Raw genomic sequence first — 23,983 nt, 5'->3', positions numbered from 1 at the left:
GCTAGAAAAAGAAAGGATAGTTCAGCTCCTTGAAGGCGGTTTTTTGTTCCTTCAGCCACGTGTCCCCCAGCCGCTCGAAACCGCCCTGCCCACGGAACGTCGTCAGGAACCGGTTGATCTGCTCCTTGAGTTGGTCATCCCCCTTGCGCAGGGCAATACCCCACTTTTCCTGCTGGAAGGGGTTCAGGAGGGCGCGGGTGGTCGCCTGGTTCTTCTTCCAGTTGGAATAGGTGGACATCTGGTCGTAGATAAAGGCGTCCGCCTTTCCCTGGACGACCTCGAGCACGGCGGCGGCCTCCTTGTCCAGTACGAGGACCTTGGCATGCTTGATGTTCCCGGCGGCATAGGTATGGCCGGTAGTGCCCTTCTTCACGGCTACGGTGATACCCGGCTTGTCCAGGTCGGCGATCGAGTTGACCGGCGACGTTTTGCCCACGAGCAGGCAGAGTCCGGTGGAGAGATAGGGATCGGAAAAATCGACCGACTGCCGGCGTTCGTCGGTGATGGTCATGGAGGAGATGATCAGATCTATTTTACCGGTTTTGAGCGCCGGGATCAGACCGTCGAAGGCGGTGTTCTGGATAACGATCTTCTTGCCGAGCGCCTTGCCCAGTTCGTTGGCAAGGTCAACGCTGACCCCCGTGGGCGCCCCCTTTTCGTCGGTCATTTCAAAGGGAGGATAGGCCAATTCCATCCCCACGACCAGGGTATCTTTGGCTGCCGGTTCCTGTTTGTTCACGCACGCGGCCAGGGCAAGAAGCATTGCTGCCAGCATGAAGCACGCCACGCGGCGAAGGCTGGGTGTCATCGTCATATTCCAGTTCCCCCTTTTTTGTCTGCGGATACGGGTGGAGGCTTGCCGCAAACCGTGGTCCGGCGCGACCGGTGTTTGAAAAGCCTCCGATTTTAAAGAAAATTACCGTCGCCGTTTTTTTTGAAAAGTGTACTTGACTTTACCCTGCTCGTAAAGCGCCCTTTTGAAATTTCTCTCCACCCGGCGGGAAGGCTATAGCGCATCGGGCCGTGACGGAGCTCTCCCCCTCCCCAACGTCCTGCCGCGGCCCGATCCGCCTGCGCAACAAGATGATTACCCCCGGAACGGCGTATGGTGCTATACTAGTATACAAAACAACCAACCGGCAACGGGGGGAGAAGGATATGGCTGAAACAATTCTGATAGTTTACGGAAGGTACTGCTGCTTGCCGCTGACCCGCAACGAGGAGTTGCAGACGTGACAGAGGCATCCCATGTCCAAGCGCAACGAAATAACGATGTTGTCGGTCGTGCCGTTCCTGTCGTTCACTGTGGTGGCAACCATCGCGGTTTCCGGCTCCTTTTACAAAACGGGGATTCCGGACGAGGCCGATCTGCTGAAGTGGTTCAACAGTGCCGTGCACGCGACGGCCAGTACTAAGCTGACGGAGGTGGCCTCCGGGGCCACGAAGGAGACCTCCCCGCTCGACAAAGTAGCACAGGGGCGGGTAGCCGATGCGTGCTACGACATCCTGGCGGTAAAGTACTACAACGCCGACAACAGCCACCGGGTCGACCGGCTGCAGGCGGAGTGCCAGAACCTGCCGAGACGCACGCTCACGGTCAAGGAACTGCGGGAGTTGGACCGCATGGCCATGGCCACCGTCAACGGGCAGTATCGCTGACGCACGGCCCGCAAGTTTCCGGCCCATGGCCGCCCCAATGGTGGTTGCCGCATGCCGTTAACCACAGGGTACCGTTGCGTGCCGCGGAGGCTCACGCCAGGGCATGAGCATACCTCGCAAGGAGGGGGCAGCGTATCCCGTATATTCACCTGCTTTTTTTATTGGAACATGAGATTAAAATGTGGTAAAAACGGTTGTTACTAAAAATCAGGAGGTTGCAGGTGAAAAAAACAGCATTATTCCTTCTTGTTATCGCTGCACTCGCCTTTGCCGGGTGCAAAGAGAAACCAAAAACCGAAGCTCCTCAACAACCCGCCGGCATGCCTGCACAGGGGCAAATGCCTCCTGGACATCCCAGTACTGGCGCTCCGGGCGCTCCGGGCGCTGATCCCCACGCCGGCATGAAGGCACAGGAAATCCCCGCCGGCGCCGGCCAGAAGGGCAAGGTCACCCAGACCATGAATTCCGGCGGCTACACCTACGTGGAAGCGGCCAACGACAAGGGCGAGAAGCTTTGGATGGCGCTGCCCGAGTTCAAGGTCAAGGTCGGCGACACCATCGAGTATCCCGTTGCTCCGCCGATGGTGAACTTCCAGAGCAAAACCCTGAACAAGACCTTTGACAAGATCATGTTCATTCCCGGCATCAGGATCGTGAAATAAGCAGCTTTTCGATCATCCGACAAAAAAAACGGGGCCTTCAAGGCCCCGTTTTTTTTGTCTCCAGCGCCGCGCGCGCCGCCTTATGGTTCGGTACCAGGGCAAGTACCCTGCGATAACATTCCCCGGCCCTTTGTTCTTCGCCGCGTTCGGCATGCAACTCTCCCAGCAGCAACCACCCCCACGGATGATACGGTTCCTGTTCGGTAATCTCCCGGAACTCCCTCTCGGCCATATCGGTGTCGCCCTGTTGCCGGTACCACTCTCCCGCCAGAATATTGGTGGTGGCACAATACCCCAACAGCGCTTTCTGGTGCCGGAAACGCTGTTCCGCCCCCTTCGCGGTCCCGGCCGCAAGCGCCCTCAGAATCCGGTGCGATGTGCGCCCCGACGATCCCACGGCATAGAGGGCCGCATCAGACGCCTCTTCGAAGATGCCGGGGCGTACCAGGCCGTCGGCAACGGCCTGGTCGAACAGCCGGGTGCCGGGATAGTACGCCAGCGGAGAGACATACCCGTCATCCGGCTTGATGCGCCGGACAAGTTCGATGGTCATGCGGATATCGTCTTCATCCTCACCGGGCACATCGGAGATCAGGTAGACGGAAAGATTGATGCCGACCTTTCTGACAAGCGCAGCCGTCTGTTCCACCTGCCAGGGGTGAATCGATTTGTCCAACTGTGCCAGGATGCGCGGCGACCCCGATTCGACCCCGAGTTGGACGCATTCGCAGCCGGCACGCTTCATCCACGTCAGGACCTCCTCGTCGAGGGCGGTGACGCGGGATTGACAGTTCCAGAGTACGGAAACCCGATGCGCGATCATGAGACGGCAAAACTCGATGGCCCTGGCCCGGTCGGCAGTGAAGGTGTCGTCCCGCAACGAAAAGTAGATCAGGCCAAATCTGTCCCGGATGTACAGAATCTCGGCAACGATGTCTTCCGGGGAGCGAAAACGCACCCGACGCCCCCAGAAGCCCGGCGAACTACAGAAACTGCACGCCGAGGGACAACCTCGGGCCGTCAGGACAAATTCGGGCTGGAGTTCCCCATCAACGCCGACGGAGTGCTCAAGGTAGCGGGCGGGAAACGGGAGCGTATCCAGCGCCGACCGCGCTACGCGTTGCTCTGTAACCACGACGCGACCGCTGTCGCGAAACGCAATCCCGGCCACATCCCGCCAGGATACGCCTTGTGCAAGCCTGTCGGTCAGTTCCCGCAACGTCTCTTCGCCTTCACCCAGCACAACGATATCGACCGGCGAGCCGTCGGCAAGCATCTCATGGTACCGGAAGGTGGCGTGCCCCCCGCCCATGATGATTATGCTGGCCGGGTTCGACCGGCGCGCCAGGCGCGCCGTCTCAAGAGATGCGTGGCGGTTGTGGGTCCACTGGGAAATGCCGATGATGTCGGGCTTGAAAGATGCGAGCTGTTTCCGGATTGCCTGGGGCGACCAGCCGGAAAAGTTGGCCAGGAGAGAATCGTGACCTGCTTCGCGTAACACGGCATGCAGATAGCAAAGCCCGCTGGGAAGCAGGTTGATATACGGATCGCTACGGTCCGGTTCCCCGGATATGTACGTCAAAAGGATCTTCATAGTCGGACAAAAAAAATCCGGACACGAAGCCCGGATTTTTTCTTACTGGTGATCGGCGGGGATACTAGTTCACGTTAAGGGAGAGCCCCAGCGTATCGTTACCCACGACATCGCCGTCCTGCTCTTCCTCTACACCCTGCAACAATTCACTGAAGTTGATCGACTCGCCGCTGGCAACCGAGCTGACACGCCGGGCTCCCAGGTAGCGCGACAGATAATAGGGGGTATCCATGGAGGAGATCACCACCTTACGGTCACGGGAGGAGGCATGAATCATCTTGCGGTTGCCGAGGTAGATGCCGACGTGGGACGGAAAGCGGGCATAGGTTTGGAAGAAGACCAGATCGCCCTTGCGCAGGTCGCCCCGCACGACCTCACTGCCCACATTGAATTGTTCGCGGGCGGTGCGGGGAAGATTGATTTTCTGTTCGCGAAAGACCTGTTGCACGAAACTTGAGCAGTCGAGCGAGCCGCGACTGTTGCCGCCGAAACGGTAGCGGGCGCCTAAAAAGCCGTAGGCTGTTTTTTTCAGGCCGTTGATGCCCTGGTTGTTCTCTTCGATATTTTTGGCAAGGTCAACCGGCCGGTCGGCATCGATATCGCTCAACTCAGCCAGGGTGGCTGAAAGCTCCTGCTCGTTCAAAAGCTCTTTGCTGACCAGTTGCAATCTGTTGGAGGCAGCGGCGGCGGTCGCCTTTTCCTCGGGGGCCGGTGCGGGTTCACTCAGGGCCAGCACTTGCCCGACCTTGATCTTGTTGCCTTTGAGACCGTTCAGCCGGCGCAGATCGGACATCTTGCTTCCGGTTTTCTTGGCAATCCTGGGCAGGGTGTCGCCCTTGACGACCTTGTACGATTGTGGCCTCGCCGTTTTCGATGATTTTTGTTCGGCATGGGAGGGGATTATGAGGCGGGCTCCCCGCTCAATGCGGGTGCTGCTCAGGTTGTTGACCGATTTGAGTTCGTCTACGGAAACGTGATATTTACGTGCGATGGAATGAAGCGACTCGCTTCTGCGGGCCACATGGGTCTTGGAAGCCAGAACCAGTTGCGGGAAGGAAAGCAGGATGAGACAGATCACGGCAAGAGTACGGATATGTATCATTTCCCCTCCTATTCTGTTCTAGTTTTAATACGGCGGTTTTGGCTTTATATAACAACGGACCCCGTTTGTCAATCCCTTAGTGCCCGATACGCCCTTTCCGGCATGCAACAAATGCTCCAACCAGTCAACATTATTGACGAACCGGATGACGGAGCGCGAGTTCCAGGGTCAACGGCTCGTCCCGCAGAATGGTGACGTTTTTGTACGGCGGCAGCAGGCTTTTCCGATATTCCTTTCCCCTGACAAGCTTGGCGGCATCGACTTCTTCCGTCGCTACCGATTCGAGCCGCGCTATCTGGCTGGACGGCCCCTCCACCTCAACCGTATCGGGCGACGCAACCACCCGGTACGCCGCCAGGCCCCGCGGCAACCTTCCCCGCAACACGACCCTGACCGGCACGGTTTTACGCACCTTTTTCTCCGTTACGATGCGAATCGACGACGGAGTGACACTGCCGGCAACCATACCGGAAGGGAGCTTGAAGTCCGAACTCCTGATTCTGACGACGGTCTGTCCCTCACGCACCTGTGAAAGATCGATATCGGCAGCGATGTCAAGCTTCGCCGGCGTTGGCGTCAGGCTGGAAAAAGATTTTACCTGAACGTCGACTTCTTCAGGATAACTCCGCATCAGAACCTGGTCTTGCGGTATGCCGTGCAGCCTGACAGGAGCCGTGACCGTGGTGACCTCCCCCTGGCGGGAGGTGATCAACGCCCAAAATGCCGTAACAATCAGCAGGACTGCCGCTTTCGCCAGCAGATCGGAAAAGAGCCGCTGCCGCAACGTCACTCGGGGTTTATCCTTCTCCGGTGAGATCAACTCTTCAAGGATCGCAACAAGCTCACCGGCGGACGCAAGGCGGCGCAACTCCCCCCCCACTGCCAGCGACACCTCGCCGCGCTCTTCCGATACAACCGCCACGACAGCGTCGGTACGCTCCGAAAGACCAAGGGCGGCCCGGTGCCGGGTGCCGTAAAACTGGGGCAGTTCCGGGTTCTGGGACAAGGGGAGATGGCACGATGCCAAGGCAATTCTTCCGGCCCTGATCAGAGCGGCACCGTCATGGAGAGGCGCTCCGTCGTAAAAGATCGCCTCCAGCATCTGCGGGGTAATTTCGCAATCCAGACTCACGCCGTTCAACATCAGGTCCGTCAGCGATTCGCTCCGCTGAAAAACGACAATAGCCCCGGTTCTCGTCTCCGCCAGGCGGAACAGGGTGTCGACGATCTCGTGAAACCGGCTGAGTTGCTGTGGTTCCCGGCGGCTGCCGAAAAAATGCCGCATGAGGCTGAAACGGTACAGCGCCTGCCGGATCTCGGCCTGGAACACGACAATGATCAGGACGATGAGTACCGTCCCCAGTTCCTGCAAAATCCAGCTGGTCATGTAAAGACCAAGAAAGCGGGTGACGAAGTAGATGACGGTCACCACCCCCAACCCCAGCAGAACCTGCATGGCGCGCGTCCGGCGGAACCACGAATAGAGCTGGTAGAGCAGCACGGTCATGATCAGGATGTCGGCGATATCCTGTATCCTCACAAAAGAGGGCACGTTAGCTCACCCTTGCCTTTCTGCGAGGCCTGTTGATGGACGGCTTTTCCTGCCTGATTGCGGTGGAGCGGTTCTGCATGGCGAGCCGGGCAGCCTCATGCCTGCGGATCTCCTCCAACACCTGAGCCCTCAGGGGCGGGGCCGGGTTCGCTTCCGGCAGTTTTTCCTGATAGGCCGCGTCGGTGTACACGTTGCGGGCGTTCCACATGCTGAAACCGAACACCTTGGCGTCGCGGGCGGCCTGAATCTGCTCAACGATCATCTTCTTGTCGTAGACCGCCCCCAGCTTGAAGTCCTGCAGCCAGGGGCGCATCCTGGCCCGCTTCCCTTCAAGGCGCCTCATACCCCGCAAAGAGGCGTCGTAGATAACGCGGTAGGGGTGCTCGGCCGGATTCTTCAATCCCAGATGCCCGTGGGGATAATGGGACGGGTAGATCATGGGGCAGACGAAATCCACGTAATCGGCCACATCCTGGATGCGCTGGCCGATATTCATATCGTCGTCCACCATGGTCGTGAGACCGAAAATGTCAGCCGAGGTCAGCACGTCCACGGATTTCATTTGCTGGTCGACGTACTGGAAAAAGCGGCGAATGATCTCATGCTTCGGCACATCGTGTTTGTAGACCGGATAGGTCATGGTCTTCAGCTTCCCATCGGTGGGGAAACGGACGTAATCGAACTGTACCTCGTCAAAGCCCTTGGCGGCCGCCTCCCTGGCAATGGCCAGATTGTAGTCCCAGACATCCTTCGACGCCGGATCGACCCAGGACAGCCCCTTACGATCCTTCCAGATCTTCCGGCCGCCGCCTCCCACTGCCAGGTCCGGGCGCGCCTTGGCCAGGTTGGGGTCCTGAAAAACCGCGATGCGGGCAATGGTGTAGATCTTTTTATCGCGGCACTGTTTGAGGATGGCATCCAGGTCGCGGATGCGTTTCTCGTAGGCCCCGGTCTGGGCCACCAGCGGTACCTTGGAGTCGTAGCCGACCTTGCCGGTACTGTCCTTGATATCGATCACCACGGCATTCAGATTGGAATGGGACACCATATCGATCAGGGTCTGAAAACGGCTGATCCCGGCGGTCCAGGAGGTGATATAGATAGCCCGGACCTCCGTGTTCAGCAGTTGCTGGCGCTTGGATGGCGCCGGGGGGGCCGGCGTGGAAACGGTGGAAGAGGTGGCGGGCTTCTGTTCATTCCGGCAGGAGACAAGACAGCAACAGGTCACGATGGCCAGGACGGCGCGGCCTGCAAGGGCGACAACGTTTTTCACGTACAACACTCCGTTGGTTTTTTCTGGTTTATGCCCCGAAAGTGTGCTACAAGGCAAAATAGTAGTTTATAGCAGTAAATCATCGTAAAAGGTAGTATAAAACTTATGTTCAGACTTTCCGAAAAGGGCGAGAAGATCCAGGTGATGTTTGGAAGTATCGCTCCGCGTTACGACTTTCTCAACCGCCTGCTCAGCTTCGGCATAGACCGGCGCTGGCGTAAAAAAGCCGTACGGCTTATCAAGTACCGGGAGGGTTCCCGGATCCTGGACGTAGCGACCGGCACCGGCGATGTGGCGTTGGAGATAGCCAGATCGACCCCTGCGTCGGTGAAGATCACCGGGGCCGACTTCTGTCGCGAGATGGTAGACCTGGGTCAGGCCAAGGTGGCGACCTCCCCCTATGCCGGGCGGATCGACTTCAGGGTGGCGCCGTGCGAGGACCTCCCCTTTCCGGACAACACCTTCGATTCGATTACCATTGCCTTCGGGATCAGGAACGTGGTGGACAGAAGGCTGGGGTTGGCGGAGATGTGGCGGGTGTTGCGGCCCGGAGGCCGAATGATCATCCTGGAGTTTTCCACTCCGCGCTCGCAGTTCTTCAAACAGGTCTACTACTTCTATTTCCGGCGCCTTCTGCCGGTTATCGGCGGCCTCTTTTCACGATACAACGCCTACAAGTACCTGCCGGATTCGGTGCTGGAATTCCCCTCCCACGAGGAATTTTCCCAGATGGTCGCCGACGCCGGTTTCCGCAACATCCACATCCATCCGCTGACCTTCGGCATCGCCACCATCTACGCCGGCGAAAAGGAATAGCAGGTTATTGAAAAACAGCCATCTCGCCACCGTCCTCGAAAGCCCCTTTGTGCGGCGTAGCGCTGCTACGCCTCCGCGGGGCTATCTGCGGGTGCGACGATCTGACTATTTTTGAACAACCTGAATCTTTCAACAGCCCCTTAGTGTCCCGTGCGACTAGTCGTGGAAAACAGTTCCCCCGCTATTTTGGCTGATGCCAAGGTGTGTCCAACCGCACAGGGCCATATCTACGCCTTGAACTTGTTCTCCGTCCCGTCCACCAGCCGCCTGATATTCGCGCGATGCCGCATGATCACGATTACCGCGACAAGCGCCGTCACCACCAGCATCGCACGGCTGCCGTGCAGCACGTACACGGCGAGCGGCATGACCGCCGCCGCAGCCACGGAGCCGAGGGAAACGTAGCGCCACTTCAAGACCAGGACCAGAAAGACCGCCAGAGCGATTGCCACGGCCAAGGGCGACAGCGCCAGGAAGACCCCCAGTGCGGTCGCGACCCCCTTGCCCCCTTTAAACCGCAGGAACACCGAAAACACATGACCGCAGAAGGCCGCCAGCCCAACCCAGGCCGCCAGATCCGTTGCCGGGGCAAAATAATGGGCAACCAGCACCGGCGCGAGCCCCTTGAGACAGTCGCCGATCAGGGTAAGCACCCCGACCTTGCGCCCAACGGTACGGTACAGATTGGTGGCGCCGATATTGCCGCTGCCCTCCTGCCGCACATCGATGCCGTAGAGCTTGCCCAAAAGGAGTCCCGTAGGGATTGACCCCAGCAGGTAGGCCGCCCCGCAGGCGACGGCCAGTATGATCTCCGGTGATGCCATCATAGCCACGATCCCGTCACGCCCTGGAATTACTTGCCCGCGGCCTTCCGGGCTTCGGCTGCATAGGCGCTGTCGGGAAACTCGCGCACCAGCCTGTCAAACGTCTCACGGCTCTTCTCCTTCTGGTCCGCCTCACGGTAGGTCACCCCGAGGTAGTACAACAACTCGTCATCATGTCGAAGACCCGGAAACGTCTTGAGCGCCTCTTCAAAACGGGCGGCGGCAGCCGAATATTTGCCGGTTTTCAGGTAAAAGTGGCCGACGTAGATCTCGTACTGGAGCTGTTTTTCCCGGCAGTTGCGGATTTTCTCCTGGGCCTCCTGGATATATGCACCAGAGGGATATAGTTTCAGGTACGACTCAAAGATCGCCAGAGCGTTCTTGACCGGCGTCTGGTCCGTGTCGATGCCGTTGATCTGCCTGAAATAACTCAGACCCTGCCGGTAAAGGGCGTAATCGGCCTGTTCATGCCGGGGATGAAGCTTGCGAAAATCCTCGTAGGCGGCAGCGGCCTCGATGTAGTCCTTGTTGAGGTAATAGGCATCGGCGATCCCGATCTCCGCCTTGGCGGACAGTTCCGGCGACTTGTAACTCTCCTTGACCTTTTTCCAGTTTGCGACGGCATCATCATACCGGCCCTTCTGAAAGGACCGTTCGCCATCCCGGTACAGATCGTCGGGCAGTTTGCTCACCGGCGGCGTCGCACACCCCTGCAGCAGGGAGGCGAACATGACGCAGATCACGATGATACTAGGGGAATTCTTCATGGTTTTCCTCGTAACGCCATGGTGTCGGCGTTCGTTTCAACAAAATGTGGCGGTTCCGTGGCGTCCCGAGATCAGATGATCCCCGCCCCCAACTCATCGGCCAAAAGTCGTGCAATGATGTCATGGTTCAGCCACAGGGTCGCAGCCCCGGGGCTCCAGGATGCATGCACCATCAACCGGCCGGTGGACAGGAACACGATGCGCGAGAGTTCCGCGCAGATCAACTGCTTCTGGTCGGCGTGCATGCCCATCAATTCGGCGGAACTGGCCAACATCAGTTCCATCTGTTCCCGAGTGCTGTGTTGCGGCCAGGTGGCCAGGTCCAGGATTTCGCCCAAAAGCGGCGATGCCAGGTAGACGTCGGCCCGCTCCAGCAGATGCCCGACCGTCTCACCCTCCTTGAGCATCGCCTGGCAACGCTCGTAGAGCGGTGCGGCGGCCTGTTCCCCCCCCACGTTCCGGATGGCGGTCAACAGCGGGTAGAGGGAGATCTCCACCCCCAGAAAGAGGGCGCTGGAGTTGGTCTGGATCTCGGGGCAATTGAAGACCGTGGCGACAACACCGTTCGCGGTAGCCTCGGCGGCGATGTCTTCGAGGCGCATCTTGGCCCACCCCTGAACATAGGGGGTGTAGGACTGCCAGCGGTACTCGCCCCCCACCAGCACGGCGGTGCCGTGATAGCCGTAAGCGGAGTAACGCACCTGGCCGCCGGCCGCGCCGAGACGCTCGCGCAGGGTGGCCGACTCCTCGATCAGGTAACGGAAGGTATCGCCCGTGACCTCATTGAAGCTGGCGTCGCACAGACGCCCCAGGTCGCTGTTCCAGAAGCCTTCCGAGGCGAGGTACTTGTCGCCGGTTCCCTTGAACACCCGGTTGAGGAGCGGCATGAATACCCGCGCCCGGGGGATGCCACCGGCCATGGAATGGGCAAAAAGCACATTGGCGCCGGCCGGAATGCGCGGGGCGAGCTGCTGCATCACCTGCGCCAGCGCGGCGCGGATACGGGCCGTTCCGGCGGCCCTGGCCTTATCGATGAAATCGGGGCTGAAACCGATGGAGGCCCACTCGTCCGGTTTGGCCTTCTTGAGTTGCTCGGCCACCGACGGCTGCCCGTCCACCTGCTCCATATCGAAGCCCGCCTCAAGGGGCACGTTGATGATGCTCCCGCCCAAGAGCGCTTCGGCGTCCGCCAACTCCTCGGCGGTCAACGGCCGCAGGGCGCCGTCGCTGTCGCGCCGCCCCACGGTGGTGCCGATCACATCCATACCGATGCGCCGGGCCTCCTCCACCAGACCGTTGGCATACCCGCGGCCGAAAAGTTCCCCAACCAGCACCAGCACATCGCCCTTCTTGTATCCCGCCGTATCCGGCAATTTTTCCAGCGGTCTGTAATCAGTCATCCAATCCTCCACCTGCTCGCCCGCTTCATGGCGGTATTTTTCAAAACCAGCGTCCCGTGCGGTCAGTCCGTACTCGCACGACTGACCGCACGGGACACTAAAAGCTACTCTTACCATGAACCGCCGGGCAAAGTGAACAGAAAAAGCTGCCGTGACAATGGGGGGCTTTCGTGCTATCGTGCATAAAAATTATCCGCAGGAGACCCAATCCCACCGTGAACAACGACCTCATCCTTCTCGGCCACGGCAGTGGCGGCCGACTTTCCCACCAACTTTTGGATGAACTGATAATTCCGGCCCTGAGCGGCATCGCCCCTTCCGGGCAGAATGACGCGGCGCTCCTGCCTCCGTTTGCGGGGCAGTTGGCCTACACCACCGACTCCTTCGTGGTCGATCCGATCTTTTTCCCCGGCGGGACCATCGGGAGCCTGGCGGTCCACGGCACGGTCAACGACCTGGCGATGATGGGCGCGCGACCGCTCTACCTGAGCGTCGGCCTGATCATCGAAGAGGGGTTCAGCCGGGCAGACCTGAAAACCGTGCTGGACGACATGCGCCAGGCCGCCGACAAGGCCGGAGTACGGATCGTGACCGGAGACACCAAGGTCGTCCCCCGCGGCAAGGCGGACAAAATATTCATTACCACCGCCGGCATCGGCGCAGTGGAACATGACATCGCCATTCACGGCGCCAACGCCCGGCCGGGCGACAAGATCATCATCAACGGCACCGTGGGCGACCACGGCATTGCCGTTATGGCCGACCGCGAAGGGCTGAGCGTCGGGACCGACATCCGTAGCGATTCGGCCGCCCTCAACAGCCTGGTGGCCGCCATCATCGCCGAGGCCGGAGATCAACTGCATGTGCTCCGCGACCCGACCCGCGGCGGCATCGCCACCACCATCAAGGAGATCGCCCAGCAGTCGAACGTGGCCATTACCCTGCGCGAGGAGCTGATTCCTGTGAACCCGGCGGTACGCGGCGTCTGCTCGATCCTTGGCCTTGACCCGCTCTTTGTCGCCAACGAAGGGAAGCTGCTGGCCTTTGTCGCCCCCGACGCCGCCGAACGGGTCGTGGCGGCAATGAAGCGGCATCCCCTCGGCGCCCAGGCCGCCATCATCGGGGAGGTCGGCGACGGAGAAGCGGGCCGCGTCCGCATGGAAACCAGCGTGGGCGGCACGAGGGCGGTAGAGATGCTGGCCGGGGAGCAACTGCCCAGAATCTGCTAAATTCAGCACCTGCCACGGAGACACAGAGACACGGAGAACGGCTGACAGACGAGAAACCAAAACTCTTCCGGTTTTCTCTGTGTCTCCGTGTCTCTGTGGCAGATTCAAGGTTTATGAAAATGGCAAAGGAAAAAACACCCATAACCCCTGCCATCCGCCAATTGCGGGCCGAAAAGGTCGAATTCACCGACCACCTCTATGCGTACGAGGAAAAAGGGGGCACGGCCGTCTCCGCCCGGGAGTTGGGGCTTGACGAGCACTGCGTGATCAAGACCCTGATCATGGAGGATGAAACCAGGAAACCGCTCGTCATCCTGATGCACGGCGACCTGCAGGTTTCGACCAAGGAACTGGCCCGCATCGTCGGCGTCAAGCAGATCACCCCCTGTACGCCGGAAACGGCCCAAAAACACAGTGGCTACCAGGTGGGCGGCACCTCGCCTTTCGGTACGCGCAGGCCGATGCCGGTGTACCTGGAGGAAACCGTTGCCGCGCTGGAAAAGATCTATATCAATGGCGGGAAGCGCGGTTACCTGGTGGGCATGGCGCCGTCGGAACTGGTGAGGGTACTGAAACCGGCGATGGTACGGGTGGGGATATACTAGGAGGCAAAGGAATGATCCGGAAGGCACAGATAAGCGACGTCAAGGAAATCCAGAAATTGTTGATGAAGTACGCCAGCCAGGGGGAGATGCTCTCCCGCTCCCTGTCGGAGTTGTATGAATCGTTACGCGACTTTTACGTCTTTGAGGATGACGGGGCGCTTTTGGGGACGGCCGCCCTTCATATCGTCTGGGATGATCTGGCCGAAGTGCGCTCCGTCGCGGTGGACGAGCAGGCCGGCCGCAAGGGTATCGGCAGTCAACTGGTGAAGGCATGCATTACCGAAGCCCGTCAGATCGGCCTCAAACGTATTTTTTGCCTGACCTACAAACCCGATTTTTTCGCAAAGCTGGGGTTCCGGCTGGTGGACAAGTCCGAACTGCCCCAGAAGGTGTGGGGGGACTGCATCAAGTGCGTCAAGTTCCCGGACTGCGATGAAAACGCCATGATCCTGGATCTGAACTGAAATTACTTTTCCGCCTGTTTGTTTGCGAGCCCTTTCCGTCAGCGGAAAGGGCTTTTTCTTTTGCCGGACCGGTGTCGTGTTTTCAACCTGAGGCGACGGCAGCACCGCAGAACGGCCCGCAGCAGATCACCTCAACAGCCTGTTAATCGAATACATCCATGGAGAGGTAGCGTTCCCCCGTATCCGGCAGGATCACTACCACGTTCTTGCCCTCGCCCAGTTTTTGGGCCACCTGCAACGCACCGACCAACGCCGCGCCGCTCGAGATCCCGCACAGAAGCCCCTGCTTGGCCACCAGGGTTCGGGCGGCGCTGAAGGCATCCGCATCCGACACGGCGACAACCTCCTGATAGATTGAGGTATTGAGAACCTCGGGGATAAAACCGGCGCCGATCCCCTGGATCTTGTGGGGACCCGCCAAGCCGCCGGACAGGACGGGCGACCCGGCCGGCTCGACGGCGGCGATGTGGATCGCCGGATTGTGCCGGCGGAGTACCTCTCCGGTGCCGGTGATGGTGCCGCCCGTGCCGACCCCGGCCACAAAACCGTCAATGGTCAGTCCCTTCATGGCGGCGATGATCTCAGGACCTGTCGTACGGCGGTGCGCCTCCGGATTGGCGGGATTGTTGAACTGCTGCGGCAGGAGCCAGCCATTTTCGGCGGCCAGTTCCTCGGCCTTCTGAACCGCGCCCTTCATACCCTGTGAAGCCGGTGTCAGCACCAGTTCGGCCCCATAAGCCGTCAAAAGGCGCCGCCGCTCCAGGCTCATGGACTCGGGCATGGTCAGTACCAGCCGGTACCCCCGTACCGCGCAGACCAGTGCCAGACCGATGCCGGTATTGCCGCTGGTCGGCTCGACGATCGTCGCACCCGGCTTGATGCAGCCATCCTGCTCGGCCCTCTCGATCATCGCCAGGGCGATGCGGTCCTTGATGCTGCCGCCGGGGTTGAAGGATTCGACCTTGGCATAGATCGCGGCCGACCGCGCCGGTGTCACTCCGGAAAGCTTGACCAAGGGCGTGGCGCCGATCTGTTCGATAGCACTCGTGCTGATTGAGATGGGCATAATGTTGTCCCCAGAAGGTTGTTGGTCTGCACGGGTTGTTGAAAAACAGCCAGCTAAATGTAGTACATGAAGCGGTGGTCCTGCTCCTTCTTGATCCCCATATCCAGGCCGCGCTGGCACAGCGTCTGGAGGGTTATGCCGGAGAACAGCGTGTTGAGCATGCCCGTGGCCTCTTCCCAGACCGTTTGGGTCACGCACTGCCCTTCAAAAGGGCAGTCGGTCTTGCGTTTGCGTTTTTTCGGCGTCGCCCCGGTGCAATCCACCAGGAGCACATCCTGTTCGGTGGCGCACAGGACATCCAGAACCGTAATTTCTTCCGGCTTTTTGGCCAGGCAGTAGCCCCCCTGCGGCCCACGCTTGCTCTTCAATATGCCGGCCCGCTTGAGGTTCTGGAAGATCTGCTCCAGATAGCGGGGCGATATCTGCTGACGGCGGGAGATATCCTGAATCTGGGCCGGCATATTGCCACAATTGTAAGCAATATCGAAAAGAGCCCTCAGCCCGTACCGACTTTTCGTTGACAGACGCATTAGTTCCTCCCAGGCGATTACCTCATTGCGCAGCACCATCTATAGCAAAAATACACCGCATCCGTCAACAAAACTAACCGCAACGATTCAGGAATTCCACATGAAACCATGCTGATTTCCCACGGTTCCCGGACAGGTTCCGACTCAACTTTCCACGGCCCGGGCGACCGTCACAACCGATACCTCGCGGGCACCGGCCGCCTTGAGCACTCTGGCGCACTCCCTGACGGTACTGCCGGTGGTATAGACATCATCCACCAGCAACACGCGCCGGCCCTTCACGGCATCGGCATCCCTGACGTCAAAGGCCCCCTTGACATTGTCGCGCCGCTCTGCCGCCGTCAGGTTGATCTGGGGTTCCGTCCACCGGATGCGCCGCATCGCGCCACGTTCCAGGGGCAGCTTCCATTCGCGCGCCCAGATCTCGCCCAACAACACCGCCTGATTGAAGCCACGCTCCCTGAGCCGACGGATATGCAGCGGCACCGGTACCATCAGTTCCGGGGCGCAGGCGGCGACGAAATCCCGCAGAGAGCCGGCCGCCAGCAGCGCCAGAGGACGGCGCAGATGGGTTTTATAGCGGTACTTGAAGGCGTGGACCAGCTCACGGCAGTGCCCCTCGTAGATCAGGGCCGACCGGGCGGCACCAAAATCGGGCTTTGACTGCAGGCATGCGCCGCACACATGGTCATCGCCCGCCCCCGGAAAGGGGATGCCGCACACCGGGCAAAGCGGATGCGCCGGAGCGGGCATCCGGTCCCGGCACTCCGGGCAGATGTGCAAGGGGCCGGCATCGGGGATGAACGCCCGGCAGATATGGCAGAGCGGCGGGAAAAGGACGTTGAGGATCGCGGTGAGAAATCCGTCCACGGCCGGTTCAGTACCGCATCAACACCCGGTAGGTCAGCTTCGCCTCGCCGTCCGCCGCTACCGGTATCTTGTACTCCAGTGTGCCGGAATCGGCCTTGACGTAGTCGTGGCTGGAATCAAGCACCTGCCAATCGCCGGGGACCGGTTCCGTCACCCGCACCACGACCGCTTCCTTTTTATGGTTACGGATCGAAATTTCGTAGGCCGCCTCATAGCTGTCGTTTGCCCGCTTTTTCCAATCGGTCTGCCGCTTGTCGGCCACCACATCGAAGGCCTCCCCCAGTTTGATGCGCACCTTTTCGTCCCTTGGGGTGTGATCGATGGCGTCCTCGCCCACAAACTGGAGCGACTTGTCGCCGTCCTTTTTGTAGACCCGCACGGTTCCCCGGGGAAGCGGCATCCCCAGGTGATTCTTCTCCCGGTTCTCCAGCTCGATATACACGCCGATTTTCTGTTTTTTGGCGATGTCGCCGCTGTAGGCCTCCTGATAGTAATAAGAGGCCCCGGACAGGAGCAGTTCCTTGCGCACCGGTATGCCGGCGGCCGAGAGCAGACTGATCTGCTTGGACTGGTTGTCCTTGATGGTGGAAGGGTGCTGGAGCGTGTACATGTGGTACTCCAAAAGCCCCTCCTCCCGGAACTGAGGAGCCGGGGCGGCAGCCTCCGCGAGCATGACCTTACCCCGCAAGCGTGGCTGCGCCTCGTCGCGGACCCGGTTCACATCCCCGGCCACCAGTTTGACGGCGGCATCTCGATAGGTAGCCCCGCTGTTGTTGGTAATGGTGACCCACCCTCCCAGGTCGGCCGCGTCGTCCCGCTCGTTGAGGGTCAGGACGTAGTCGGCGTGCCAACCGATGCCGCCTGTCAGGTAGGCGGCCTCCACGGCGTGCGGTTTTTCACGGCCGTTCTCCAGGAGCCACACCAGGGTCGGGCTGGCGATCAGGCTCCCGGGCAGTTCGGGGAAGATGACCCGCCCCGGATGGCCGAAGGTGATCTCGTTGCCGATCCTGAAGACCGGACCGTTATTATTGGAGAGGAGCGTGGCGGTCGTTACCTCTTCCCGCTCGCTGTAGGGGTTTTTCTGGTAGAGTTTGACCTCTTTGCCCACATACTTGTCCATAAGTTTCTGCGGGCTGAGCAGGTCATACTCATAGTTCTGCTCCAGGACGTTCAGGCCGGCCGCATCCGAAAGGGAACGGATAGAGACACTGGCCGGTATGATGGCCGTGGCCACGTCCATGAAACGCAGTTGGCTGCGCCCCCTGGGCAGGTGTAACGTGCGCAGGTCCTTGACCAGGCCGAGGTTGGAATTGTAGATGGTCACCGCCACCCCGGTCTGTTCGGCAACGGTCGAGGTGGTCACCGTCCCCTCGCCGCCCGCGCCCCACAGATGGGAAACCATCGCTGCGACCAGCGCCATTGCCATCGTCATCGTGCGCATCCAGCGGACCGCCATATCGCCCCCCCTTTTTCGCCCCCAAACCCTACAACAACCTGTTATTTCAGCACCTTCACGGACTTGATCACTACCTGCTGCTCGGGCACATCCCCCATACCGTGGTAGACGCCGGTTTTGACCGCTTTTATCTTGTCGACCACATCCATGCCCGCGATGACCTTACCGAAGACTGCATAGCCGAAGCCGTCCGGGTTGGGACGGTTCAGCATATTGTTGTTCACTACGTTGATGAAGAATTGCGCCGTGGCGCTGTCCGGCATGCCGGTGCGGGCCATGGCGATGGTGCCGCGGTCGTTTTTCAGGCCGTTGGCGGCCTCGTTTTTAATGGGCGCGGCGGTTGCTTTCTGGACGAAATCGGTAGTAAAACCGCCCCCCTGGATCATGAAGCCGTTTATGATGCGATGGAAGATCGTACCGTTGTAGAATCCTTTATTGACGTAGCCGAGGAAGTTCTTGACGCTGATAGGCGCCTCTTTTTCGAACAACTCGATCTTTATGGCCCCCTGACTGGTCTCCATCAGGACGACCGGGTTCTTTGCCTTGCCTCCGGCGCAGGCGACACCTGACAGCATGAAAACAGCCATAAGAGCAATTACCAATTTTCTGAGCATTGCGGTTCTCCTTCACATAATGAGGTTAACGATTATTCCCGGCGCGGGAGGGCAAGGCCCCTTACGCACCCTACCAGGGCCAGCCTATTTCCCGCAGGGCCGGTTCGGGCACGGCTGACCGGCACAACCCGGATTCATAGCCTTGTTGCATCCCATACCCATTACGGCACACTCGCCGTCGAGTTTTCCGCTCTGGGGGAGGCCGCTCTGGGCTCGGATGGCGACGATTTTAGCCTGGATCGCGGTGATATCGGCCTGCAAAGCCGCCACCTTGACTGCATCCGGCATGCCCTTCAGGTTTTCGCGCTGCAGATCGAAACGCTTGTTCATCATCTCCTGGCGCAGGTCCAGGGTATCCTGCTGAAACTTTCTCAACTGGTCGGACTGACCGGCGCTCTGGGGGCACTTCGCACAGCCGCCGTTCATGCCGGCCAGGGCCGTGCCGGCAACGGCCAGGGTCAACATCAGGGCCACCACGGTTGAAACAGATGCCTTCATACACCTACCTCCTGAAAATGGTCATTCTTTTTGTGTGCAACGTTCTGCGTCGAACATAAGATCATCGGAAAAACAGGTATTGTGTCCGTGCGGTCAGTCGCGGGAGTTGACCGTGCGGGACACCAGATCGGCCAGACAGGCGATAAAGGTGGGCGAGCTGTTCAGGGACTCGCTCCGCCTGAAGTTTGTAATGCCCAGTTTTTCGGCTTCTTCCCGGTACTGGATATCGATCTCGTAGAGGGTCTCGATGTGGTCGGACACGAACGAAAGCGGCACCATCAACATGTCCTTGCAGCCTGCCGCCGCCAGTTCGGCGATCTTCCCTTCGGTGGAAGGCTCCAGCCACTTGACCGGGCCGGCCCGGGACTGGAAGGCCAGATGGTGGGAAACGCCGCCGAAATGCTCCATCACCAGCCGCACCGTAGCCTGGATGTGGTCCAGGTACGGGTCGCCGGAGTCGATGAACGATTGGGGCAGGCCGTGGGCTGAAAAAACCAGTTGAACGGTGCTTCGGTCGGCAAATCCGGCCAACCCCTGCTCGATCTTCTCCACCAGAGCTGCAATATAGCCGGGATGGTCGAAGAACTGACGGATATACGCCAGATCGAAACGCACCTTTGCCTGGGCCAGCACCCGCTCCAATTCGTTGAAACTGGAACCGCTGGTGGCTCGCGAATAGTGGGGGTAGAGCGACAATGCCACGATCCGGCTGATGCCTTCGCGTTTGATGGCGGCCAGAGCTTCGATCGTGTCCGGCTTCCAATAGCGCATGGCCACGAAACAACGATACCCCTCGCCCAGGACCTTTTCCAACTCGGCCCCCTGCTGTTCGGTCAGTTCACGCAGGGGAGACTTGCCCCCCATCCGGCGGTAATACTCCACCACCTTGCGGGCGCGCCGGCGAGAAATAAAACGGGCAATCACCGGTTGCAGGAAGGCCGGGCCGATACGAATGATGTCGCGGTCCGAAAACAGGTTGCACAGAAACGGTTCGACGGCGTCCAGGGAATCCGGCCCGCCCATCTGGAGCAGCAGTACTGCGGTCTTTTCTGACAATTTGAACCTCCTTCATCTCAGTGCATAAAAAGCATCGAAAACAAATCGCCTCCCATCCGGGGGTTCCGGATGGAAATCATCTTTCGAACAGGCTGTTTTTCAACAACCTGCTAAGCGCGAATCATCACCAAGAGCATCTTGAACGGCTTCACCGCCTTGAGCGCATGGGGCTTGTTGGCCGGCATGATGATCATCTGCCCGGCTTCCACGGTCTGGGCGCTCCCCTCGATGGTCACCTCCGCCTCGCCGTCCACGACCTGCACAAAGGCATCGTAAGGGGCGGTATGCTCGGAAAGCCCCTGTCCGGCATCGAAGGAAAACAGCGTCAGCGTCCCGATCTTCTTATCGATCAATGTCTTGCTGACCACCGAGCCATCCTGATACGCCACCAGATCGCTCATGGTCAGGGCTTTTCCGATCAGGTCCATGTCCTTCCCCTTTCAGCACACAAAGTCTGCCAGCAACGCCATAATATGACGTAAACGCCCCCCAGGCAACAGATTTAAACGAGAAGGCCGGAGACATGATGTCTCCGGCCTCCTCCACACAATTGCGTGAACGTCGATTTTTCGTCAGATCAAGGCGCCGAGGAAGAGCGAGGAGGCGTAGCAGCGCTACGCCGCACGAATGACTGACGAAGGCAACGCCGAGCTAGCGGCGTTTCCCGGTTAGTACATGCCGCCCATGCCGCCCATACCACCCATCCCGCCACCCGGCATTGCCGGCATTGCGGATTCATCCTTCGGCTTCTCGGCGATCAGGGCCTCGGTGGTCAGCATCAGACCGGCGATGGAGGAAGCGTTCTGCAAGGCGCTGCGGGAAACCTTGGTCGGATCGATGATACCGGTCTTGATCATATCCACGTACTCATCGGAGGAGGCGTCGTAACCGAAGGCGTCCTTGCCGTTCTTGACCTTGTCCACCACGATGGAAGCGTCGATACCGGCGTTCTCGGCGATCTGGCGGATCGGGGCTTCCAGAGAGGCTTTGATCACATTGACGCCGAACTGCTGCTCGGCTACCAGTTTGAGGCCGTCCAGCGCTTTGAGAGCGCGGATATAGGCGACACCGCCGCCAGGGACAATGCCCTCGTCAACGGCAGCGCGGGTGGCGTGAAGAGCGTCTTCCACGCGGGCTTTCTTTTCCTTCATCTCGACTTCGGTTGCGGCACCGACCTTGATGACGGCAACGCCGCCCACCAGCTTGGCAAGGCGTTCCTGGAGCTTTTCGCGGTCGTAATCGCTGGAGGTTTCCTCGATCTGGGCGCGGATCATCTTGACGCGGCCCTGGATGGCCTCTTCCTTGCCGTCGCCGTCGATGATGGTGGTGTTGTCCTTGTCGATGGTGATGCGCTTGGCGTGGCCCAGCATGTCGAGGGTGGTCTGGTCGAGCTTGAAGCCGACTTCTTCGGAGATCACCTGGCCGCCGGTGAGGATGGCGATATCCTCCAGCATGGCCTTGCGGCGGTCGCCGAAGCCGGGAGCCTTGACGGCAGCCACGTTCAGAACGCCGCGCAGTTTGTTGACCACCAGGGTGGCCAGCGCTTCGCCTTCGATATCTTCGGCGATGATCAGCAGCGGACGGCCGGTTTTGGCGGTCTGCTCAAGAACCGGGAGCAGGTCCTTCATATTGGAGATTTTCTTGTCGTGGATCAGGATCACGGCATTCTCAAGGGTTGCTTCCATGCGCTCCGGATCGGTCACGAAGTAGGGGGAGAGGTAGCCGCGGTCGAACTGCATCCCTTCCACGGTTTCCAGGCTGGTTTCCATGGCCTTGGCTTCCTCGACGGTGATCACGCCTTCCTTGCCGACCTTTTCCATGGCCTCGGCAATGATATCGCCGATGGTCTTGTCGTTGTTGGCGGAGATGGTGCCGACCTGGGCGATCTCCTTGTGGTCCTTGATCGGCTTGGAGATGCTCTTCAACTCGCCGACGATGACCTCCACGGCCTTGTCGATGCCGCGCTTGATCTCCATCGGGTTGTGGCCGGCAGCCACCAGCTTGGAACCCTGGCGGTAGATGGCCTGGGCGAGGACGGTCGCAGTGGTGGTGCCGTCACCGGCAACGTCGGAGGTCTTGGAAGCGACCTCTTTCACCAGTTGAGCGCCCATGTTCTCGAATTTATCTTCCAGTTCCACTTCCTTGGCAACGGTCACGCCGTCCTTGGTGATCAGCGGAGCGCCGAAGGATTTGTCGATAACGACGTTACGACCCTTGGGGCCGAGGGTAACCTTAACGGCGTCAGCCAGGGTATTGACACCTTTCAGAATGGCGTTGCGGCCGTCCTGGTCGAATTTGATGATCTTTGCAGCCATGCGTTATTCCTCCATGTTGATATATAGTGGTTTCTGGATTTATTGAAACGAGTTTCCCGCGGCACAGCAAAAGGCTCCAGATGCAAGGCGCGCGAGGAGCGGAGCGCGAGGCGTACCGGAGGTACGTTGAACGTTCCGCGACGAACGCAACGCCGCAGATGGACCTTTGGCGAAGCCGTTTATTCTACGACGGCCAGGATGTCGTCTTCCCGCATAATCAAATACTCTTCACCGTCCACCTTGATCTCGGTACCCGAGTACTTGCCGAACAGCACCTTGTCTCCCACTTTCACGTCCAGAGGCAGCACCTTGCCGTCTTCGGTCTTTTTGCCGTTGCCGGCAGCCACGATCTCGCCGCGCTGCGGTTTTTCCTTGGCGGTTTCAGGGATAAAGAGCCCCCCTGCCGTTTTGGTTTCCTCTTCGACCCTCTTAACGAGGATGCGGTCCTGAAGTGGTCTCAAACTCATGTTGTCCTTCTCCTTTCTATTACCGGTTGGTGGTGTAAAGTCACAGACGAGATTAGCACTCACAACCACCGAGTGCTAACGTGAGAAATATAATCAACAGGTGGGTAAAAATCAAGGGGTGTGAAAAAAATTTTCCAAACTGGCGGTCATGCCGCCGGAAAACCGTGCGAATATCAAACAACCACAGGTTAAATACCAAATGAATACCTATAGATACAAGAGCAAACCGCTCAGGGCAATTATTTTCATCACTTTCCGTTTTGACAATCGGCCTGGCGTCTGGTACAAAACGCGCAACTGTTTATCAACCGGTTTGGTGCCGCGCTCTCGATCAGCGCGGTTAAAAGGGAAGAGGGTGCAAGTCCCTCGCTGTCCCGCAACTGTAAGGGGGGACCGACGCCGCAACATGCCACTGGGGAAACCTGGGAAGGCGCGGCGAAGGAACGATCCCCGAGCCAGGAAACCTGCCATTCCGATGCTTTTGGGACCTCCGTGGAACGAGGGGCCGAAGCCGGATAACATCTTCATCCCGGTATTTTCGAGCCCCTGCCCATTGGATTATTCGGCAGGGGCTTTTTTGTTTCAAGAGTTTGTTCGCAAATAACTGCCGCGAGGAACACATGGCCAAAACTATTTTCATCACCGGCGGGGCGCGAAGCGGCAAGAGCCGTTTCGCCGAGGAGTTGGCCCGACAATTCGGCGCGCCGCTCGGCTACCTGGCAACGGCCCAGACGCTGGACGACGAGATGGAGGAACGGGTTAGAAAACACCGCCTGCGCCGGGGCGACGCCTGGCAGACCGTGGAGGAACCCCTGCATCTGTCCCAGGCGCTCGTCCGTTGCGACGATACCTGCAAGGCGGTGCTGGTGGACTGTCTCACGCTGTGGCTGTCCAATTTGCTCTTTCACTACGAAGAACAAGGGGAAGACGCCGAGGCGCGCATCCTGGAGGATGTGCACAGCCTGACGGCCACCCTGCGGAAGATGCGGACTCCGGTCATTATCGTATCCAACGAGGTTGGCCAGGGCATTGTGCCGGAAAACCGCCTGGCGCGCCGCTTCCGCGACATGGCCGGGCAGGCCAATCAGCTCCTGGCGGCCATGGCGGACGAGGCGCATGTGGTCATCAGCGGGATACCATTGAGATTAAAGTAACAATACAGAC

25 protein-coding genes and 1 riboswitch are annotated in these 23,983 nt (G+C 59.5%); of the genes, 7 read left to right on the top strand and 18 right to left on the bottom strand.

Features of this window, described 5'->3' with window-relative positions:
- Position 1 precedes the first annotated feature (1 nt).
- Positions 2–814 carry a transporter substrate-binding domain-containing protein gene (locus LDN12_RS04240; RefSeq protein ID WP_223921442.1) on the bottom strand — a complete coding sequence of 271 codons (813 nt, stop codon included), beginning with the start codon at positions 812–814 and terminating at the stop codon, positions 2–4.
- Between the two features lie 434 nt (positions 815–1,248).
- Between LDN12_RS04240 and LDN12_RS04235 the strand changes: the two genes are divergently transcribed.
- Together LDN12_RS04235 and LDN12_RS04230 are read left to right on the top strand one after the other, a co-directional pair.
- A complete protein-coding gene (locus LDN12_RS04235) occupies positions 1,249–1,659 on the top strand; it encodes a hypothetical protein (protein ID WP_223921441.1) in 411 nt (136 codons plus the stop codon).
- A gap of 221 nt (positions 1,660–1,880) precedes the next feature.
- Complete coding sequence (locus tag LDN12_RS04230; protein ID WP_223921440.1) at positions 1,881–2,321, top strand: hypothetical protein; 441 nt, start codon at positions 1,881–1,883, stop codon at positions 2,319–2,321.
- A gap of 37 nt (positions 2,322–2,358) precedes the next feature.
- Here LDN12_RS04230 and LDN12_RS04225 read toward each other — a convergent pair whose 3' ends face one another.
- The 4 genes from LDN12_RS04225 to LDN12_RS04210 form a co-directional block, all read right to left on the bottom strand.
- Positions 2,359–3,915 (bottom strand): B12-binding domain-containing radical SAM protein, encoded by a 1,557-nt coding sequence (locus LDN12_RS04225; protein ID WP_223921439.1) that lies wholly within the window; start codon positions 3,913–3,915, stop codon positions 2,359–2,361.
- Positions 3,916–3,979: 64 nt separating this feature from the next.
- Positions 3,980–5,017: a C40 family peptidase gene (locus LDN12_RS04220; RefSeq protein ID WP_223921438.1), complete on the bottom strand. Its 1,038-nt coding sequence runs from the start codon at positions 5,015–5,017 to the stop codon at positions 3,980–3,982.
- A gap of 130 nt (positions 5,018–5,147) precedes the next feature.
- Positions 5,148–6,569 carry a diadenylate cyclase CdaA gene (gene cdaA / locus LDN12_RS04215; RefSeq protein WP_223921437.1) on the bottom strand — a complete coding sequence of 474 codons (1,422 nt, stop codon included), beginning with the start codon at positions 6,567–6,569 and terminating at the stop codon, positions 5,148–5,150.
- 1 nt (position 6,570) lies between these two features.
- Positions 6,571–7,842 carry a putative glycoside hydrolase gene (locus LDN12_RS04210; protein ID WP_223921436.1) on the bottom strand — a complete coding sequence of 424 codons (1,272 nt, stop codon included), beginning with the start codon at positions 7,840–7,842 and terminating at the stop codon, positions 6,571–6,573.
- 105 nt (positions 7,843–7,947) lie between these two features.
- On the opposite strand from LDN12_RS04210, the gene ubiE reads away from it, so the two are divergent.
- The gene (gene ubiE, locus LDN12_RS04205; RefSeq protein WP_223921435.1) at positions 7,948–8,658 is read left to right on the top strand and encodes a bifunctional demethylmenaquinone methyltransferase/2-methoxy-6-polyprenyl-1,4-benzoquinol methylase UbiE; all 711 of its coding nucleotides are present in this window, start codon (positions 7,948–7,950) and stop codon (positions 8,656–8,658) included.
- Positions 8,659–8,885: 227 nt separating this feature from the next.
- Here ubiE and plsY read toward each other — a convergent pair whose 3' ends face one another.
- The 3 genes from plsY to LDN12_RS04190 all read right to left on the bottom strand — a co-directional run bounded on the left by plsY (position 8,886) and on the right by LDN12_RS04190 (position 11,649).
- On the bottom strand, positions 8,886–9,482 hold the full coding sequence (gene plsY / locus LDN12_RS04200; RefSeq protein ID WP_223924021.1) for a glycerol-3-phosphate 1-O-acyltransferase PlsY: 597 nt from the start codon (positions 9,480–9,482) through the stop codon (positions 8,886–8,888).
- 29 nt (positions 9,483–9,511) lie between these two features.
- Positions 9,512–10,249: an outer membrane protein assembly factor BamD gene (locus LDN12_RS04195; protein ID WP_223921434.1), complete on the bottom strand. Its 738-nt coding sequence runs from the start codon at positions 10,247–10,249 to the stop codon at positions 9,512–9,514.
- 71 nt (positions 10,250–10,320) lie between these two features.
- Positions 10,321–11,649, bottom strand: a complete 1,329-nt coding sequence (locus LDN12_RS04190) for a hypothetical protein (protein ID WP_223921433.1) — start codon at positions 11,647–11,649, stop codon at positions 10,321–10,323.
- A 215-nt stretch (positions 11,650–11,864) separates the two neighbouring features.
- On the opposite strand from LDN12_RS04190, the gene hypE reads away from it, so the two are divergent.
- From hypE to LDN12_RS04175, 3 genes are all read left to right on the top strand, one after another.
- Positions 11,865–12,878: a hydrogenase expression/formation protein HypE gene (gene hypE, locus LDN12_RS04185; protein WP_274382190.1), complete on the top strand. Its 1,014-nt coding sequence runs from the start codon at positions 11,865–11,867 to the stop codon at positions 12,876–12,878.
- Positions 12,879–12,997: 119 nt separating this feature from the next.
- Positions 12,998–13,483 (top strand): Cys-tRNA(Pro) deacylase, encoded by a 486-nt coding sequence (gene ybaK, locus LDN12_RS04180; protein ID WP_223921431.1) that lies wholly within the window; start codon positions 12,998–13,000, stop codon positions 13,481–13,483.
- A gap of 11 nt (positions 13,484–13,494) precedes the next feature.
- Positions 13,495–13,947 carry an N-acetyltransferase gene (locus LDN12_RS04175; protein ID WP_223921430.1) on the top strand — a complete coding sequence of 151 codons (453 nt, stop codon included), beginning with the start codon at positions 13,495–13,497 and terminating at the stop codon, positions 13,945–13,947.
- A gap of 142 nt (positions 13,948–14,089) precedes the next feature.
- Here the strand turns inward: LDN12_RS04175 and cysK are convergent, their stop codons facing one another.
- From cysK to groES, 10 genes are all read right to left on the bottom strand, one after another.
- A complete protein-coding gene (cysK, locus tag LDN12_RS04170) occupies positions 14,090–15,013 on the bottom strand; it encodes a cysteine synthase A (protein ID WP_274382189.1) in 924 nt (307 codons plus the stop codon).
- Between the two features lie 53 nt (positions 15,014–15,066).
- Entirely contained in the window at positions 15,067–15,543 is a 477-nt protein-coding gene (locus tag LDN12_RS04165; protein WP_223921429.1) for an Rrf2 family transcriptional regulator, read from the bottom strand.
- A 144-nt stretch (positions 15,544–15,687) separates the two neighbouring features.
- Positions 15,688–16,413 carry a ComF family protein gene (locus LDN12_RS04160; RefSeq protein WP_223921428.1) on the bottom strand — a complete coding sequence of 242 codons (726 nt, stop codon included), beginning with the start codon at positions 16,411–16,413 and terminating at the stop codon, positions 15,688–15,690.
- 7 nt (positions 16,414–16,420) lie between these two features.
- Positions 16,421–17,869 carry a DUF4139 domain-containing protein gene (locus LDN12_RS04155; RefSeq protein ID WP_223921427.1) on the bottom strand — a complete coding sequence of 483 codons (1,449 nt, stop codon included), beginning with the start codon at positions 17,867–17,869 and terminating at the stop codon, positions 16,421–16,423.
- A 41-nt stretch (positions 17,870–17,910) separates the two neighbouring features.
- Positions 17,911–18,483, bottom strand: a complete 573-nt coding sequence (locus LDN12_RS04150) for a peptidylprolyl isomerase (RefSeq protein WP_223921426.1) — start codon at positions 18,481–18,483, stop codon at positions 17,911–17,913.
- An 84-nt stretch (positions 18,484–18,567) separates the two neighbouring features.
- Complete coding sequence (locus tag LDN12_RS04145) at positions 18,568–18,981, bottom strand: hypothetical protein (RefSeq protein ID WP_223921425.1); 414 nt, start codon at positions 18,979–18,981, stop codon at positions 18,568–18,570.
- A 93-nt stretch (positions 18,982–19,074) separates the two neighbouring features.
- Complete coding sequence (gene hemH / locus LDN12_RS04140; RefSeq protein WP_223921424.1) at positions 19,075–20,037, bottom strand: ferrochelatase; 963 nt, start codon at positions 20,035–20,037, stop codon at positions 19,075–19,077.
- 110 nt (positions 20,038–20,147) lie between these two features.
- The gene (locus LDN12_RS04135) at positions 20,148–20,465 is read right to left on the bottom strand and encodes a cupin domain-containing protein (RefSeq protein WP_223921423.1); all 318 of its coding nucleotides are present in this window, start codon (positions 20,463–20,465) and stop codon (positions 20,148–20,150) included.
- A gap of 240 nt (positions 20,466–20,705) precedes the next feature.
- On the bottom strand, positions 20,706–22,352 hold the full coding sequence (groL, locus tag LDN12_RS04130; RefSeq protein WP_223921422.1) for a chaperonin GroEL: 1,647 nt from the start codon (positions 22,350–22,352) through the stop codon (positions 20,706–20,708).
- Between the two features lie 179 nt (positions 22,353–22,531).
- Positions 22,532–22,819: a co-chaperone GroES gene (gene groES, locus LDN12_RS04125; protein ID WP_223921421.1), complete on the bottom strand. Its 288-nt coding sequence runs from the start codon at positions 22,817–22,819 to the stop codon at positions 22,532–22,534.
- Positions 22,820–23,116: 297 nt separating this feature from the next.
- Positions 23,117–23,306, top strand: a riboswitch (cobalamin riboswitch).
- A 133-nt stretch (positions 23,307–23,439) separates the two neighbouring features.
- Here groES and cobU point away from each other — a divergent pair.
- The gene (gene cobU / locus LDN12_RS04120; RefSeq protein ID WP_223921420.1) at positions 23,440–23,973 is read left to right on the top strand and encodes a bifunctional adenosylcobinamide kinase/adenosylcobinamide-phosphate guanylyltransferase; all 534 of its coding nucleotides are present in this window, start codon (positions 23,440–23,442) and stop codon (positions 23,971–23,973) included.
- Positions 23,974–23,983 lie beyond the last annotated feature (10 nt).

The sequence above is a fragment of the Geobacter sp. AOG2 genome (genome assembly GCF_019972295.1).
GTDB lineage: Bacteria > Desulfobacterota > Desulfuromonadia > Geobacterales > Pseudopelobacteraceae > Oryzomonas.
The sequence above is the reverse complement of the archived record's forward strand: the minus strand, read 5'-3'. Positions and strand labels throughout refer to the sequence as shown.

What these genes read in the sequence shown, in the direction of transcription:
- LDN12_RS04240 (WP_223921442.1), bottom strand. Translation starts at nt 814, where the DNA reads ATGACGATGACACCCAGCCTTCGCCGCGTGGCGTGCTTCATGCTGGCA.
- LDN12_RS04235 (WP_223921441.1), top strand. Translation starts at nt 1,249, where the DNA reads ATGTCCAAGCGCAACGAAATAACGATGTTGTCGGTCGTGCCGTTCCTG.
- LDN12_RS04225 (WP_223921439.1), bottom strand. Translation starts at nt 3,915, where the DNA reads ATGAAGATCCTTTTGACGTACATATCCGGGGAACCGGACCGTAGCGAT.
- LDN12_RS04220 (WP_223921438.1), bottom strand. Translation starts at nt 5,017, where the DNA reads ATGATACATATCCGTACTCTTGCCGTGATCTGTCTCATCCTGCTTTCC.
- ubiE (WP_223921435.1), top strand. Translation starts at nt 7,948, where the DNA reads ATGTTCAGACTTTCCGAAAAGGGCGAGAAGATCCAGGTGATGTTTGGA.
- plsY (WP_223924021.1), bottom strand. Translation starts at nt 9,482, where the DNA reads ATGGCATCACCGGAGATCATACTGGCCGTCGCCTGCGGGGCGGCCTAC.
- LDN12_RS04195 (WP_223921434.1), bottom strand. Translation starts at nt 10,249, where the DNA reads ATGAAGAATTCCCCTAGTATCATCGTGATCTGCGTCATGTTCGCCTCC.
- LDN12_RS04190 (WP_223921433.1), bottom strand. Translation starts at nt 11,649, where the DNA reads ATGACTGATTACAGACCGCTGGAAAAATTGCCGGATACGGCGGGATAC.
- ybaK (WP_223921431.1), top strand. Translation starts at nt 12,998, where the DNA reads ATGGCAAAGGAAAAAACACCCATAACCCCTGCCATCCGCCAATTGCGG.
- LDN12_RS04175 (WP_223921430.1), top strand. Translation starts at nt 13,495, where the DNA reads ATGATCCGGAAGGCACAGATAAGCGACGTCAAGGAAATCCAGAAATTG.
- cysK (WP_274382189.1), bottom strand. Translation starts at nt 15,013, where the DNA reads ATGCCCATCTCAATCAGCACGAGTGCTATCGAACAGATCGGCGCCACG.
- LDN12_RS04165 (WP_223921429.1), bottom strand. Translation starts at nt 15,543, where the DNA reads ATGCGTCTGTCAACGAAAAGTCGGTACGGGCTGAGGGCTCTTTTCGAT.
- LDN12_RS04155 (WP_223921427.1), bottom strand. Translation starts at nt 17,869, where the DNA reads ATGGCGGTCCGCTGGATGCGCACGATGACGATGGCAATGGCGCTGGTC.
- LDN12_RS04150 (WP_223921426.1), bottom strand. Translation starts at nt 18,483, where the DNA reads ATGCTCAGAAAATTGGTAATTGCTCTTATGGCTGTTTTCATGCTGTCA.
- LDN12_RS04145 (WP_223921425.1), bottom strand. Translation starts at nt 18,981, where the DNA reads ATGAAGGCATCTGTTTCAACCGTGGTGGCCCTGATGTTGACCCTGGCC.
- LDN12_RS04135 (WP_223921423.1), bottom strand. Translation starts at nt 20,465, where the DNA reads ATGGACCTGATCGGAAAAGCCCTGACCATGAGCGATCTGGTGGCGTAT.
- groL (WP_223921422.1), bottom strand. Translation starts at nt 22,352, where the DNA reads ATGGCTGCAAAGATCATCAAATTCGACCAGGACGGCCGCAACGCCATT.
- groES (WP_223921421.1), bottom strand. Translation starts at nt 22,819, where the DNA reads ATGAGTTTGAGACCACTTCAGGACCGCATCCTCGTTAAGAGGGTCGAA.
- cobU (WP_223921420.1), top strand. Translation starts at nt 23,440, where the DNA reads ATGGCCAAAACTATTTTCATCACCGGCGGGGCGCGAAGCGGCAAGAGC.